The organism is Paenibacillus sp. FSL R5-0527, assembly GCF_038008055.1.
Taxonomy (GTDB): domain Bacteria; phylum Bacillota; class Bacilli; order Paenibacillales; family Paenibacillaceae; genus Fontibacillus; species Fontibacillus macerans.
Window position 1 is genome coordinate 5,742,337 of sequence record NZ_JBBOYI010000001.1, and the last position, 15,709, is coordinate 5,758,045.

General features: G+C 55.4%; 9 protein-coding genes. 1 reads left to right on the forward strand and 8 read right to left on the reverse strand.

All coding sequences use genetic code 11. The features are described 5' to 3' along the window. Positions 1–89: 89 nt before the first annotated feature. The 4 genes from NYE69_RS25535 to yicI form a co-directional block, all read right to left on the reverse strand. A complete protein-coding gene (locus NYE69_RS25535) occupies positions 90–992 on the reverse strand; it encodes a carbohydrate ABC transporter permease (RefSeq protein WP_270619345.1) in 903 nt (300 codons plus the stop codon). 15 nt (positions 993–1,007) lie between these two features. Then, positions 1,008–1,985, reverse strand: coding sequence for an ABC transporter permease (locus tag NYE69_RS25540; RefSeq protein ID WP_270619346.1), 978 nt, complete (start codon positions 1,983–1,985; stop codon positions 1,008–1,010). Positions 1,986–2,114: 129 nt separating this feature from the next. Beyond that, entirely contained in the window at positions 2,115–3,893 is a 1,779-nt protein-coding gene (locus NYE69_RS25545) for a sensor histidine kinase (RefSeq protein ID WP_270619347.1), read from the reverse strand. A 154-nt stretch (positions 3,894–4,047) separates the two neighbouring features. Further along, a complete protein-coding gene (gene yicI, locus NYE69_RS25550) occupies positions 4,048–6,366 on the reverse strand; it encodes an alpha-xylosidase (protein ID WP_270619348.1) in 2,319 nt (772 codons plus the stop codon). Between the two features lie 137 nt (positions 6,367–6,503). Here yicI and NYE69_RS25555 point away from each other — a divergent pair, with 137 nt between their 5' ends. Beyond that, the gene (locus NYE69_RS25555; RefSeq protein ID WP_270619349.1) at positions 6,504–7,406 is read left to right on the forward strand and encodes an AraC family transcriptional regulator; all 903 of its coding nucleotides are present in this window, start codon (positions 6,504–6,506) and stop codon (positions 7,404–7,406) included. Positions 7,407–7,527: 121 nt separating this feature from the next. Here the strand turns inward: NYE69_RS25555 and NYE69_RS25560 are convergent, their stop codons facing one another. The 4 genes from NYE69_RS25560 to NYE69_RS25575 form a co-directional block, all read right to left on the reverse strand. Further along, entirely contained in the window at positions 7,528–10,455 is a 2,928-nt protein-coding gene (locus NYE69_RS25560) for a glycoside hydrolase family 3 C-terminal domain-containing protein (RefSeq protein WP_340928493.1), read from the reverse strand. A gap of 850 nt (positions 10,456–11,305) precedes the next feature. Then, complete coding sequence (locus tag NYE69_RS25565; protein WP_340930532.1) at positions 11,306–13,774, reverse strand: LamG-like jellyroll fold domain-containing protein; 2,469 nt, start codon at positions 13,772–13,774, stop codon at positions 11,306–11,308. A 91-nt stretch (positions 13,775–13,865) separates the two neighbouring features. Next, positions 13,866–14,780, reverse strand: coding sequence for a carbohydrate ABC transporter permease (locus NYE69_RS25570; RefSeq protein ID WP_340928494.1), 915 nt, complete (start codon positions 14,778–14,780; stop codon positions 13,866–13,868). A gap of 46 nt (positions 14,781–14,826) precedes the next feature. After that, complete coding sequence (locus NYE69_RS25575) at positions 14,827–15,705, reverse strand: carbohydrate ABC transporter permease (protein ID WP_278739012.1); 879 nt, start codon at positions 15,703–15,705, stop codon at positions 14,827–14,829. Positions 15,706–15,709: the final 4 nt, after the last annotated feature.

Sequence of the window (15,709 nt, forward strand, 5' to 3'; positions counted from 1 at the left end):
TCTTCAGAATCATTTCACACTCTTGCCTAGCTTCCGTATTTCTGTTCAACCTATATAGACCTGTGTCTACCGGCTGAGAGCCAATCATCTTAGGCTTTAACCGCTCCCAGTGTCATCCCGTCCACAAAATAGCGCTGCAGGAACGGATAGACCACCAGAATCGGAACCGTGACGACGATGGTGATCGCCATTTTAATCGATTCCGGCGACACCTGGGCCATTTGATTCGCCAAATCGTTGGCGTTGGCCATATTCGCGCCTTGGTTGGTGCTTTGCAGTATTTTCATCAGCTCGAATTGCAGCGTCGTCAAATGCGGTTTGCTGCCGTTGTACAAATACGTATCAAACCACGAGTTCCACTGGCCAACCGCCAGGAACAGGGCGATCGTCGCCAAAACAGGCTTGCACAGCGGCAGGATGACTTTGTAGTAAATCGTGAAATCGTTGGCCCCGTCGAGCTTCGCCGATTCCTGCAGCGCGTACGGCAGTCCGTCGATAAACGAGCGGATGACGAATACGTTAAAGGCGCTGACTAACGTGGGCAAAATATAAATCCAAAACGTCCCGATCAGCTCGAGATGGCGCATCAGCATGTACGTCGGCACCAGGCCGCCGGTAAAGTACATCGTCAGGGCCAGGAACGTGGACACGAATTTACGCGATTTGAAATCGGGCCGGCTGAGCGTGTAGGCCAGCATCGAGGAACTGATCAGCCCTAGCACGGTGCCGAGCACCGTCCGGTATATCGTAATTTTGAAGCCCTGAATCAAGCTGGTATAGCCGAAAATCGTTGCGTAGTTTTTCCAGGTAAATTCGCGCGGCCAAATATGTATGCCGCCCCGAACGGTATCCGTGGAATCGTTCAGCGAAATCGCCAGCACGTTCAGGAAAGGGTACAACGTAATGACCAAAATGACCGACATTAGAATGATATTGAATACATTGAATGCTTTTTCGCCTCTGGTGAGGTTAAACGCTTTGCTGCTCGCCATCTATGTTCCCTCCCCCTACATAATGCTTTCTTTCGTCGTTTTCTTCATAATGCCGTTGGCCACGAGCAGCAGGATGATGCCTACGACCGAAGTGAACATGCTGATCGCCGTACCGTACGAGAAGCGGCTGATATTGATGCCGTACTCTAAGGCGTATATATCGAGCACTTCCGAGTAATCGGTAACCAGCGAGTTGCTGAGCTGAAACTGCTTTTCAAAGCCGATGCCGATGAGATGGCCGATCGACATGATCAGCAATACCGAAATCGTCGTCCGGATCCCCGGCAGGGTGATGTTCCAGATTTGCCGGAAACGCCCGGCCCCGTCAACGCGGGCGGCTTCGTAAAGCTCCTTGTCGATCCCGGTAATCGCCGCCAAATAAATAATGGCGTTCCAGCCGGTTTCCTTCCATACGTCGGAAGCGGTTACAATCCCCCAAAACCATTTCCCTTGCGCCATGAACTGGATCGGCTCGTTGGTAATATGAAGCGCCATCAGCAGCTCGTTGACAACCCCTCCGTCAATGGAGAGCATTTTCGTGATGATCCCGGCCACGACGACCCAGGATACGAAGTGCGGCAAATAGGAAACCGTCTGCACCGTACGCTTGAAAAGTTTGCCCCGCAGTTCATTGAGCAGCACCGCAAAAGCGATCGGGAAAATAAAATTGGCGATCAGTCCCATGACGCTCATGGCCAGCGTGTTTCTAAGCACGAGATAGAACCTTTCGTCCTGGAACAGGTCCACGAAATTATCGAACCCTACCCATTTCTGTTCAGTAAAAGACTTGGCCGGTTTATAGTTCTGAAAAGCCATCGTCCAGCCCCAGATCGGAACATAGTTAAATACGAACAACCATATGACAAACGGCATGGACATCAAATATAAATACTTTTGCTGCATTAAACTCTGCCAGGTACCTTTTCTCCGCTTCTTCAACGGCTCAGGGGCAACGCTTACATTAGTTCCAGGTTTTGATGACAGCGTTTCCACAGGTTCCAGTCCCCCCTTCATTTCTATAGTTCTATCATAAGTGAAGGGGGAAAACGGTAATACCCGACAGATTTCAAACAAAACCATATAAAAATTAGACATCGTCCGGCGAAAATCCAAAGATCGCGGTCAGGACGGGATCGTAAAAGCGATTTCCGTTCCGGAGCCGGGCGTGCTGGCGATATGCAGGCCGTGCTCCTCTCCATAGGACAACACCAATCTTTGGTGGACATTGCGCAGGCCGATCCGCGTCCGCTGCGATTCCTCGGCGGCGGAAATGGAACGCTTCACTTCCGCAAGACGCTCCGCCGTCATTCCCATCCCGTTGTCTTTGACGGTCACATGCACCAGCGCTTCTTTCACTTCCACCTTAACCTCCACGTTGACGCCGTCCTCCTTGCCCTCCACGCCGTGAACGACGGCATTCTCTACCAGCGGCTGAATAATGAGCGGCGGCACCCGGATGTCCTCAGCCGCCGGATCGATCCGCAGCTCGTACTTCAAGCGGTCCTCGTAGCGGAATTTCTGGACCTCCAGGTAGGAGCGCACCATCTCCAATTCCTCTTTAAGCGGCGCGCTTTCCCGGCCGACTTCAAGGCTTTTCCGCATCATTTTCCCAAGCAGGCGCACAACGTTGGCGATCTCTTTGTCCCCTTTCAGATGCGCGTTCATCCGGATCGATTCCAGCGCATTGAACAGAAAATGCGGATTGATCTGGCTGGCCATCATTTTCAGCTTGATTTCCCGCTGCGCCAGCTCCAAAGCGTTGTTTTGCTCCGTTTTTTCCACCACCTGATGCATCAGCCGGTTGATGCTGCCGACCATGTAGTTGAATTGGCGCGACAGCTGCCCGATTTCATCGTTCCCGTCTATGGGGGATACGACATTTAGGTCCCCGAGCGCCAGCCGGTTTAAATGGCGGCTTAACCGCAGCATCCGGTTTGTGGTCAAAAAAGAAACGATATAAACGAATACGAGAGCGATCAGCAGGACGAGCAAAATAATGCCCAACCCGAAAAGACTGACCGCATTGGCGCTTTTGACGATCGACTCCGTCGTGAACACGGAAACGATCTTCAGCCCGTTCATACTGGAATCAGGAATCAAGGTATCCACCACCAGATAGGAAGGCGCGTCCCCGACATCCGCCTTGAACGTCCCTTTTTGCAGGTTCCGCAAATCGGTGCCGAAATCGAGCGATTCCAGCGTTGTCCCGACCAACGCCGGGTTTTTCGCAGCCACGACATAACCCTGCTCATCGGCGATAAACGTTTCAAAAGGCTCCTGCTGCAGCATCCGGTTCAATTCGTCCTGATTCAGGATGACCATAAGCACTCCGCTTTTCCGCGTGCCTTCAAACGAAATCCGGCGGATGAGGCTGAGCCTGTGGACTGGAAGCTCCTCATCCTCTTTGTCGTTAATGTAAAACCAGCCGATCCTTTTTTCCGCCATCGCCTTTTGGTACCAGTTCGCCGAAGCGGTCCGTTCATCGACCGGTATAAACTCCAGATTGTTGATTAACGTCGGATTGTCAAAATAGAACCGGATCCCCGAAATTTCCCGGTATAGCCTTACGTATGCGCGAAAATCGTCATATTCCAAGTAAGCTTTGGTCAGCTCAAGCACCGACGGATACCGGGTAGTGACGAGGGCTTCGAGTTTTTTATCCAGCATAAAAATATCCGAGATGTCGCTAGGCACGCGAAGCATCGACGCCGCGCGCGATTTCACCCTTTCGACGTTGTTGACGGTCTGGGCGATCGCCCGGTCCATCGCCTGATTGCGGAAATAAGCGGTTACGACAGCGCCGACAATCAACACGGGAATCATCACGACAACGATGTAGGAGATAAGCAGCTTGTGCTTAAGTTTCAAATTGTTCGTGAACTGCACGATTTTACTGAACATTGGAATAAGCGATTCCTCCTTAGTCTCCTTAAAAGGAAAATATCCCCTCTTGCCAAGGGGAAAAGGGGATATTTTCAGGCGGCCGTTCGCACGGTCCGCCTGTCCGTGTTTAATTGTACACCTGCGCGCCATCGCCGCGGCAGGCAATCGAGCATTATTTCAAGGCGATTTGCAGCTCCGCCTTGCCGGTGAACGCGGCTACTTCGATCGTTCCGTCCGCGGCCAGGGTTCCGCCTTGGACGGAAGCGATTTCGCCCATGCCGTGCAGCGCTACGCGGAACGGCTTGCCTGCGCCTTCGGCGCTCAGCGTCACAACGTTGCCGCTCTTGGCTGCCGTCACGTTCAGCTCCGCGGCCCCTTTGACATTGCGCACCGTGCGGGATACCGCGGCTCCGTCGGCAAGCTGGTACAAACCGATTTCTGCGCCGTCCGCATAATCGTAATCCGGACGAGTATCATTCGCTCCGGTGACCAGGATCGAGTTCGGGCGAACGAACAGCGGCAGGCTGAAGAAATTATGGTTCTCTTTACGCCATTTTCCGCCTTCGACCGTTTCCCCGGTCAGCAGATGCGTCCACTTGCCTTCCGGCAAATAATACGTTACATCGCCTTTTTCGCTAAATACCGGGGCCACCAGCAGCGAGTCGCCGAGCATGTACTGGCGGTCCAGCGTGTCGCAGGCCGGATCGTCCGGGAATTCCAGGAACATCGCCCGCATCGTCGGCACGCCCTGCTGCGTGGCTTGCACCGCCGTATCGAACATGTAAGGCATCAGGCGGCATTTCAGCTTCGTGAAGAATCGCGTCACATCCACCGCTTCATCGTCGTACGCCCACGGCACCCGGTACGAACTGCTGCCGTGCAGGCGGCTGTGGCTGGACAGGAGGCCGAAGGCGAGCCAGCGTTTAAATACGTGGGCCGGGGCCGTGTTTTCGAATCCGCCGATGTCGTGGCTCCAGAAGCCGAAGCCGGCGAGTCCGAGCGACAGGCCGCCGCGCAGGCTTTCCGCCATCGATTCATAATCGGCGTAGCAGTCGCCGCCCCAGTGAACCGGGAATTTCTGGCCGCCGACCGTTGCGGAACGGGCGAACAGCGCGGCTTCGTTTTTGCCCAATTTTTCTTCCAATACTTCAAATACGACTTTATTGTACAGGTACGTGTAATAGTTGTGCATTTTCACCGGATCGGATCCGTCGGAATAAACGACGTCCGTCGGAATCCGCTCGCCGAAGTCGGTTTTGAAAGAATCGACGCCCATGTCGACCAGCTCGCGCAGGTAGCCGGCAAACCATTCGCAAGCGGCCGGGTTCGTGAAGTCGACGAGCGCCATGCCGGGCTGCCACAGGTTCCATTGCCAAACGTCGCCGTTGGCTTTTTTGACCAAGTAGCCGTTTTTCATGCCTTCTTCAAACAGGCGGGAGCGCTGGCCGATATACGGGTTGATCCACACGCAAATTTTCAACCCTTTTTCTTTGAGGCGCTTCAGCATACCTTGCGGGTCCGGGAAAACGCGTTCGTCCCATTTAAAGTCCGTCCAATGGAATTCCCGCATCCAGAAGCAGTCGAAATGGAAAACGTGCAGCGGAAGATCGCGCTCCGCCATGCCGTCGACGAAGGAGTTTACCGTCGCTTCATCGTAATCGGTCGTAAACGAGGTCGTCAGCCAAAGGCCGAAGGACCAGGCCGGGGGAAGCGAAGGTTTGCCCGTCAAATCGGTGTATTTGTTCAGCACGTCCTTCGGCTCGGGACCGTCGATCACAAAATATTCCAGCGATTCCCCGGGAACGCTGAATTGCACTTTTTTCACTTTTTCCGAAGCGACTTCAAACGAAACCGCTCCCGGATCGTTGACAAGTACGCCATACCCCTTGTTGGTGACGTAAAAAGGAATGTTCTTGTAAGCCTGCTCGGAGCTGGTGCCGCCGTCTTTATTCCAGATATCGACAACCTGACCGTTTTTCAGGAACGATGTAAAACGTTCGCCCAGGCCGTAAACCCATTCTCCGACGCGCAGGTCGAGCTCCTCGCGCATATACGCGTCGCCGTTGGAATCCGTCACATGCGCCATCGATTTGAAGCCGCTGCCGGTGATCCGCTCGCCTTCGCGGTAGAAATCGACCGACCACTGCGGGCCTTTGTTGATGCGGACGCTCAGGCTGCCGCTTTTCAGTTCGGCATATTGCTCGTTTTCGGTGATTTCAACATGGGCGCCGCCTTCGTTCAATTCAAAGTGCGGGCCATGGTCAACAACCCCGGCGAAATGGAACAGCTTGACGCCGATCACGCCGGGAAGCGGGGAATGGAACTGCATCGTCAGCAGCGTTGTATTGATCATATCGCCCCGGCCGCGCAGCGGCGTCGTTGAAGCGGAAGCGATCAGCGTGTTGTTTTGGGCTCGGAAATCGTATGCTTGTACCGCGGGAGACAATGTAATGCCATCGCGAATCAGCCAGTTGCCATCGGTAAATTTCATTTTTCCATTACCGTCCTTCCTCTAGCGCATTGTTTTAAAATGAAAAACGTTCTATACTTGCATTATACTGATACGCATTATAATAAACTAACATAATTCGACGATAATATAACACTATATTGATGAGGTGAACGAACATGGACCAAGCGCTGCGCCGCTCTTTGCACGAGAACAAAAGCCACGGCACCGAGCGCCTGCCGTTCGGCACATACTGGTACCGCTTCGGGCCGGGCGAGCATGTCATCGACTGCCACTGGCACGAGGAAGCCGAGTTTTTTTACTGTCTTGAAGGGGAAACGCTGTTCCAGGTCGACACCGATTATTTTCCGGTTCGCGCCGGGGAAGCGGTGTTTATCGACGGGGGCGACATTCACGCCGCGCATGCGCTTGGGGAGCAAGGCTGCACTTTTTTCTCCCTCGTGTTCGATACGCAGCTGCTGGCCAGCGCCCATTATGACGCGGTCCAGGAAAATCTCGTCCTCCCTCTCCAGGAACGGAAAGCGACGTTCCCCCGCCATATCCGGCGGGAGCAGCCTTATGAAATCGCGCTGCTCGAGCATATTCTCGCGATGATGCGGAGCTGCAGCAACGAAACGCCCGGGTACGAAGGCGCGGTGAAAGGCCATCTGTATTTGATGCTGGCCGAAATCGCCGCCGAAGGCCGTGCCGTCAGCCGCATAGCCAGCAGCCGCAGCGAATCGTCCAAAATCGAGCGGCTGAAAACGGTCATTTTGCACATCCAGCAAAACTACGGCCATCCGATCCGCCTCGGCGAACTCGCCGCGCTGATTCCGATGAGCGAAGGGCAGTTTTGCCGCTTCTTCAAGTCGATGACCCGGCAGACGCCGATCGATTACATCAACTCGTACCGCATCCGCCAGGCCACCGAGCTCCTGCGCGAGCCGGAGCGGAAAATCTCCGACATCGCGCTGGAGGTCGGCTACGACAACATCAGCTACTTCATCCGGGTGTTCCGCAAGACGATGAACTGCTCGCCTTCGGAGTTCCGCAAAAAGCTGCAGGAGCCGGTCGAGGCTTAGGGCAGGGGGCGGCACGCTTGTATGATGGCGGCGGAGCAGCGCGCTTGGCCCGTATGGCGGCGGGGCAGTCGTTTCTTTTTCATAGTTGCCAATTTCTCAGCCCTTATCGTCCCCTGCTACCCTAGCGGATACGGAACCGGCTGATCTGCACCTCACCTTTGAGGTGAAGGTATACGTCGCGGCGGCTCGCCGCCCCCGTTACCGGCGCGGTCACCGTCGTCCAGGCCTGGCGGCCGCCGGTCGGCAGCACCCGGCACGTTCCGGCGGTTTCCCCATCCGGCGAACCGAGCGTAACAACGATCTCCCCGCCTTTGAGATGCCCCGAAACTCTCGCCTCGAACTCTGACGCCCCTGTGCCGAAATCCACATCATGGAACGCGATCCAGCCGCCGCTGTCTTGAACGGTGCGGATGCTCTCCCCGCCCTCACGGCATTCGTCGATAAAGACCCGGTCATAATTATCGTAATTCACCGCTTTGACCGATTCGCGGAGCAAACGCGGCGGAACCGTCTCCCCGTTGACCCGAAGCGTTGCCGCTGCCGCGATTTTCCCCGAGGACGGGCCGACCATAATCGTGTAGGCGCCGGTTTCCACACAGTACCGTTCGCGGGTCACATCCCAGAAAGCGAGCTCGGATGCTTTTAATTCAAGTATTACCGTCTTGGACTCGCCGGCCGCCAAATGAATCCGTTTAAAGCCTTTTAATGTCTTAAGCGGCCGGGGGACGCGGGAAGCTTCGGCCCGGACATACAATTGAACAACCTCGTCCCCGTCCAGCTCACCGGTATTCCGGACGTTCACCGACACGGTGACGGTACCGTCCTGTCCGATTTCAGCAGGGCTCAATGACAATCCTTCATATCTAAACGTCGTGTAACTCAGCCCATGTCCGAAAGGATACAGCACTTCTCCGTCAAAATATTGATAGGTCCGCTTTCCTTTGATAATGTCGTAATCCATAATATCCGGAAGCTGATCGGCCGACTTGTACCAGGTCATATTGAGCCGGCCCGCCGGGTTGTAGCCGCCGAACAGCACGTCAGCCACGGCATGCCCCAGCTCTTGTCCTGCATGGGATGTAAACATGATCGACGGGACATGCTCCTGCTCCCAGTTCACCGCAAACGGATACCCGCCGACAATGACGGCAACCGTTCGCGGGTTAACCGCTTTAACAGCCTGAATCAGCGCCTGCTGGGATGGCGGCAGTGTAATGTCCGGCCGGTCGATTGTTTCCTTTCCGTTGATGAACGGGCTGTTGCCGACGAACACGATCGCCGTTTCCGCGTTTTTCGCCGCTGCGGCGGCTTGCTGCAAACCGCTCTGCACCACTTCAACGATAAATCCGTCATATATGCCGGCAGCGGCTCCTCTATTGGCGAAGTTGGCTCCCTCGCTTACCGCGGCTTCCGCATCAACTGTTGCACCAGCGCCAACCATTACGGCTTCTTCAGTTTCACCGGGGCCCTTTTCCTGGTCCGCTTCGACGTTCATGTATCCCCGGACGTCTACCGACACCGGCTTGCCTTCCCACGACAGTATCCGCACGGAGCCGCCTTCCTGCGTCTCGAACCCGAACGCTTCCTTCACGAACCAGCCGCGCGCCTCGTCCGCCGTCGCCTCGAGCCGGCCCGATTCGCTTTCGGTTACGAACTTCCCGTTGCTGAGCGCCCGCAGCGTAATTTGTCCCCAGCCCCAATCGTTCCGCTCGAACACTTCGGCCTGTTCCGCGTCTTCGCAGTTTGCCGCCAGAGCAGCTCCGCCCTCTTCGCCGGCGGCGATACCGACGTATTTGCCGGTAGCCGCCGAACGCAAGCGAATCCGATCCAGCCCCGTCGTAAAATGCACCGAACGGCCGTTCATTTTCTCCGTTACGCCCTGCAGCGGAGTTACGCGGTACGGCGGCGTGCCGCTGTACCAGTCGGTGAACGCCTCGTCCGCCAGCGGGCCGATCACCGCCACCGAAGCCGCGTCCTTGCCCAGCGGCAGCAGCCCGTCGTTCTTCAGCAGCACGACCGATTCGCGGGCCGCTTCCAGCGCCAGCGCGGCATGCTCAGGCGCGCACAGCTTCGATTCCGGCACATGGCTGTACGGATTCCGCTCCGCGGGATCGAATTCGCCAAGCCGAAAGCGGACGCGGAACGTATTGCGCAGCGCATGGTCCAAATCGGCCTCCGTCAGCAGTCCCCGCTCCAACGCATCGCGCAGCGCCTGCTGCGAGATCGGCTGATCATCCGTAATGCTGTCGATGCCGGCCTTAATCGAGCCGGCGACCGCTTCGGCGTAAGAGTCCACGTAATGGTGATCCATCACGGTGCCGAGCACATCCCCGGCGTCGCCCACGACGAAGCCGTCCATGCCCCATTCGCCTTTGACGATTTCGTTCACCTCATGATTAAAGTTGCACGGCGTGCCGTTGATGCCGTTGTACGCCGTCATCATCGAACCTGCGCGCCCGTCGCGAAAAGCCGGCTCAAACGCCTTCAAGTAATATTCCCGCTTGTTCCGCGGGTCAATGCTGACCGATGCGCTTCCGCGGTCCACCTCATTATTGTTGCCGTAAAAATGCTTTAAGGTTGCCACAGCTTTGTAATAAAAAGGATGATCGCCCTGCATACCTTTGACCAGCCCGGTCGTCAAGGCACCGGTCAAATGCGGATCCTCCCCGTACGCCTCTTCGGTGCGCCCCCAGCGCGGGTCCCGTTCCATATCGACCGTCGGCGCCCAAATCGTCAGCCCGTTAACGGCCGGATCGCGCTGGTAGTAAACCCTGGCCTCGTCCCCGATGACGGAGCCGATTTTTTGCAGCAGTTCGGGGTTCCAGGTACAGGCCAGCCCCGTATTTTGCGGGAACACCGTCGCTTCGCCAAGCCAGGCCACGCCATGCGCCCCCTCCGTGCCATGCTTGTATTTGTTCACCCCAAGGCGCGGAATATCCGTTTGATATTGGCACATCAGTTCGATTTTCTCTTCGAGCGTAAAACGCGATATTAAATCGTTCACCCGTTCCATTAGCGGAAGATCCGGGTTTTGATAAGGATAACTCATGTCACGACCCCATCTCATTTTGAATTTCCGGTTTGTAAGCGCTGCACAAATCACGCGTTCCAAAACCGCTTCCGTTTCATCCCCCCCATCATACAATGGTCCGAAAGCGCTTTATACAACGATAATTAGTCATGTTTTCATGTAAAAATCTAGATTATCCGCTTAAGGAGCCGCTTTCTCAAATCCAAGAATTTAATCAACAAGAAATTAAAGGACGATTTTAAGGATCAAGCAAATGAGGGCTGGTCGGCAGATCAACATCCGCTGTCCGGACGCTTTGCACGATTATCCCGTTTGATCCGGAAGCAGAGAGGAAGTTACATTCAGGAAAAGAAAATAGGTTTGGAAGGAGCAGATATGTTCGTGATCGTTAGACAGGTTTGTGAGAAGGAGGTTTAGGAGAAGAGATTTAGGAGAAGGAGGTTTTGAGGAAGTGAGGCAGACTTGACGGGAGGAATGGGACAAGACACCGGGGAAAAATGAAAGGACCGTGATTAGCCTCCTCCTCTTCTCCCTGAACAAAAGGGATAATCGTGCAAGGCTCGGTTAACAGCATCCTTAACGACAGGGATCTCAATGAAGACCTAGGCGTTTGGGTTAATGTGAGCGAAATTACTGGAATGAGACGCGACGGCGTTGTAGAGTATATCTATGAGTATAAACCAACCATGGTTATCATAAATACACTGGTCCTTTATTCCTTTAGCATATTTGGACACTGGGTTGGGAAAAGAAGCAGAGAAATATCCCCAAAACGTTAGGAATCGCCAGCCGCCGCCCAATACCAAAACGGCCGCTTTCCGCACTCGGAAAACGGCCGCTGCCAACGTCCAACTGGGCTTTCTATATATCATCCTTTCGCTTGCGCGAGCTTCTTGATCACGGCCTCCGTGACCGGAATGTTATACACCCGCACTTCATCCAGCAGGCCTTTGAACGGCGGGTCCCACCAGTTTACGCCCAAGCTGAATGTGCCGGCTTCCGTCGTGAATACGTCGGGGAATCCGGTGCCGGCAAACTTCGGCTCCCCGTCGATGTAGACCTTCACCGTACCCTCATCGACCGTGAAGGCGACATGGTGCCACTCGTTCAACGGGAGCTTGGCGCCGGTCGCCCCGTCGTACCAGGCTTCGCCCGACCACAGCATCGTGTTGTTGTCCCATGATTCCGGCACCAGACTGATCCAGCTTGATGTGGAATTCGCGCCGAAAAACGTCGTCGTAAACTGCGTATACTGCTGCGGGTTGACCCAGAATGAGACCGAATAACGGTTTCCGGAAATGAGTCCGCCGGGCAGCTTGATCCCGGAATTTCCATCGAACACCGCCGCCTTGCCGTCAACGCCGTCCGCATAAGCGATCGTACCGCCTGTACGGTCAATCCGGTCGCCGGTCGCCACCCCTTCGCCAAACTGGCCAAAGGAATCGCTTAAATTGTCCTCAAAAGAAAACCGCGCCTGCAAACCGTACTCCGGATCGATCGGAGCCACCACAACCGCGAACGTTTTGCTGGCGGTAGCTTTTCCTTTCGTTATCGTCGCCGTCAGCTTGGCCGTCGCGGCGGCTTCCCCAACCTCCGGCGGATAAATCACCCCGGTATCGGAAATGACGCCCGGGTCCGAAGATTTCCATGCGATCGCAGCGCCGCGGGTCCCCCGCCCCGGCAGGTTCAAATTGGCCATCACCCGGCTCGTATCCCCCAAATCCAAGTCTTCAACCACCGCTTTGATGACCTGCCGGTCGGACATATCCGGCTGCCGAATTCCCCATACGGACTCCCCTTTGCCGGAAATGGCCGTAAAAGTCAGCGTTTCGCCGCCCAAATCGGCGTCCCAGCCGCGGACGAATACGCCGCGAAAGACCTGACCGCCCAAGTCAAGGGTCGCCTCGTATTTGCCGGACAGCTGCCACTTCCCCGTCACATCGCCGCTAATCGTGTTGTCCTTGTTCAGACGGATGTTCACCGATTTAACGATATCCCCGGAGTAGGCCAACCCGTGGTTGACGAATTTATAATCGCCGGCCACCTGGGATGCCTTCACCGTTTGCAGATTTTCCCCGGCATAACGCTCCGGAGCGACGACAAACCAACCGTCCCGGTTCAGGAACATCTGGTGAACCCGAAGCTCGTGCAGCTCTCCTTTTTGCGGAAAACGCGTATGGAACACAAGAAAATATTTGCCGGTCCGCTCATCATACAGCACCGAATTATGCCCTGGGGACGCATAACCGTAGCCGATCCCCGTGCCGCTTTCTCCGATTTCCCGCGGGAACAGGAAGTTGCCCATCATTTTGATGCCGTAAGCGGAGTTTTCCGTATTTGGCGGCAGTACCGCATTTTGGCCCGCCGCATCCACGTAAGGGCCGTCCGGGCGCGAAGCGCGGAACTGCCTGATGTTGTATCCGCCGTTTGCTCCGAGCCATCCGTACGACACGTTCAAATAATAGTAGCCGGCCTCCCGATCATAAACGATGTACGGGCCTTCCCCGGACTTCGTGTGCCCGCCGGCGATTTTCGTGCCGAAATAGCGGTCGACTATCCGGCCGTCCGCCGTCGTCCCGTCCTTCCCGGGATAAACCGGCCGGCCTGTCGCCGGATCAAGCTCCAGCAGGAAGATGCCGCCCGACCAGGAGCCGTAAGCCATCCACAGCTTCCCGTCCCGGTCAAAAAACGGTGCGGCATCGATCGCGTTTGGATAAAGTGCGTTATTATAGGAGCCGTCGGTCTTGAACCAGCTCGTGTTCACGCCCGCGAGATCTCCGTCTTCGATCAGCCTTCCGATATTCGTATTCGTCCATTTTTTGTTCACCTTGCTGTCCGCATCGTACGCTTCATCCTTCGTAAAACCCGAATATACGACGGTATCGACGTACTTGTAAGGTCCTTCGATATTTTTCGATACCGCCAGCCCGATCGCCGAACGGATATAGGTGGAGGACGCGCTGTAATACATCATGTAAGCCCCGGTCGTGCCGTCCTCATTGACGAAATGCTCGTTCCGGATAATGCCCGGCGCCCAGACGGCAAAGCCGCCTTTGCTGTCCGAATCGTTTTCCCCGGCCCAGGCGAACGAACCGGCCAAATTTTCCGATAAATCCCCGTACAGCGCGTTGCCCGGCGTTTCATACCCGTTCGTGAACGTCGCCCAATTCAGCAAATCGGCGGATTTGGCCGCTTCGATATGCGAACCGAACACGTAATACGTCCCGCCGTCCTTTACGATTGAAGGATCGTGCACGGAGACGTTCGTAAACGCCGGGGGTTTTCCCGGCTTTTTCGCCGGCAAACTGCCGGCGGAAGCCGCGGCCGGCATCAGCATCGCGAACGCCAAAACCATAATCAGGCACCTGCCAAACGCTCTTATTTCCATGAATAGTCCTCCCCCTGCAATCGAATGGATTATCGAACCGTCAGCCCTTAATCCCCGAATTCAGATTGATCGATTGCAAAAAATATTTTTGCGCGAACACAAACAGCAGGAACGTCGGAATGATCGCCAGAATCGCCGACCCCATGAGCTGCCCGATCATCCGGTAGTTGCCGTAAATGTCCTGCAGCAGCAGCAGCCCCGCCGTCACCGGCATCTTCACCACATCGGTGTACACGATGACCGGCCAAAGGAAATCGTTCCAGGACCCGACGAACGAAAATAAGCCGCACACGATCAGCACCGGTTTGATTAAGGGCAGAATCACGGAAAAATAAATCCGCAAATCGCCGGCCCCGTCGACGCGGGCGGATTCGTCCAGCTCATGGGGAATTCCTTTCATAAACTGCCGTACCAAAAAGATGTTGCCCATGCCCGCCAGCCCCGGAACGATCATCGCCCAGGACGTATTGACCCAGCCTAACGCGTCGATGATTTTATAGGATGGGATCAGGTTCACGACAGCCGGAAAAAAAGAGATGCCCAGCAGCGTGAAAAACAGCGTGTCTCTGCCTTTGAAGTTCATGCGGGAATAACCGTATCCCGTCAGCGAAATGACGACGATCACCAAAAAGGTATGAAACGCCGCAATATATAAAGAGTTGATCAGCCAGCGCAAAATGGGCGCCGTTGACGTATTTTCCAGAATCGTCACGTAGTTATCGACAATCCACTCGGCAGGCAGCAGCCTGAACCCGGTGGACACGACCTCCGATTGGGAGCGGAACGATGTGGTGACGCCGAAGATTACCGGAACGACCCAAATGACGCACAGCGCGATTAAAAACAGATAAGCGATAAGCTGGGAAACGGAAACGGTGAAGGATATGCGTTTGGAGCCCGTTCCGATCCCCGGACCCGGAAGCCGGCTTAATTCGCTTGGCGCGCGGTTCTCCATGCGAGTTGACACCCCCTGTTCTTTTCTTCCATTCGTTGCTCCCGGATTATGCAGCGTTCCGGTTCATCACATAGTACTGCAGCGCCGATATGACCAAAATAACGAGCCCCAGCAGCACCGCCATCGCGGACGCCATCCCGGCGATCGATTCCCCGTTGCCGAAGGCGAGCTGGCGGATATACATCATCAGGACGTGCGTGCTTTGCCGCGGCCCCCCGTCCGTCATCATCAGCGGTTGGCCGAATACGTTAAAAGCGCCGGCCGTCGTCATCACAAACGTATAAATGACCGGAAAGCGGATCGACGGCAGGGTGATGCTGAAAAATTTGCGGACCGCTCCCGCGCCGTCGATGTCGGCGGCTTCGTACAAATCTTTGGCCACCCCGTTAATGGAGGCGCGGTAAATGATCATGTTCCCGCCGACGCCGCCCCATACCGTAATGACGATAATGATGATCCAGGCATAAGGCTGATTGGCCGCCCAGGCCACGTCCGAGCCGAACACGTTCCCGGCGATCCCGAGCTGCTTGTTGAAGATGAGCAGCCAGATCAGCGCCGCCGCCGAAATCGAGATCAGGCCGGGGACATACAGGATGGACTGGATGACGCCCTTCAGCTTCACTTTTTTGTGCTCCAGCGCGGCGGCGATCAGCAAAGGAAGCACGATCAAAATCGGAACGCTAAGTCCGACGAAAATAAACGTGTTTTTCAGCCCGTTGCGGAATTGGTTGTAGAACGTCGAATCTCCGTCAAACAGGATCGTTTTATAGTTTTGCAGCCCGACCCATACCGGATCGTTCATCAGATTCCACTGGGTAAACGAAGCATAAATTCCGTAAATCGTCGGCACGAAAACAAAAATGACAAACAAAATGAAGTGCGGACCAACAAAAAAAACGGGCGCAAGTTTGTTTTTGTTTTTCATCGCG

Excerpts from the sequence above, each read along its gene's own strand:
- NYE69_RS25545 (WP_270619347.1), bottom strand. The coding sequence starts at position 3,893 with ATGTTCAGTAAAATCGTGCAGTTCACGAACAATTTGAAACTTAAGCAC.
- NYE69_RS25565 (WP_340930532.1), bottom strand. The coding sequence starts at position 13,774 with ATGCTGATGCCGGCCGCGGCTTCCGCCGGCAGTTTGCCGGCGAAAAAG.
- NYE69_RS25555 (WP_270619349.1), top strand. The coding sequence starts at position 6,504 with ATGGACCAAGCGCTGCGCCGCTCTTTGCACGAGAACAAAAGCCACGGC.
- NYE69_RS25570 (WP_340928494.1), bottom strand. The coding sequence starts at position 14,780 with ATGGAGAACCGCGCGCCAAGCGAATTAAGCCGGCTTCCGGGTCCGGGG.
- NYE69_RS25560 (WP_340928493.1), bottom strand. The coding sequence starts at position 10,455 with ATGAGTTATCCTTATCAAAACCCGGATCTTCCGCTAATGGAACGGGTG.
- NYE69_RS25535 (WP_270619345.1), bottom strand. The coding sequence starts at position 992 with ATGGCGAGCAGCAAAGCGTTTAACCTCACCAGAGGCGAAAAAGCATTC.
- NYE69_RS25575 (WP_278739012.1), bottom strand. The coding sequence starts at position 15,705 with ATGAAAAACAAAAACAAACTTGCGCCCGTTTTTTTTGTTGGTCCGCAC.
- yicI (WP_270619348.1), bottom strand. The coding sequence starts at position 6,366 with ATGAAATTTACCGATGGCAACTGGCTGATTCGCGATGGCATTACATTG.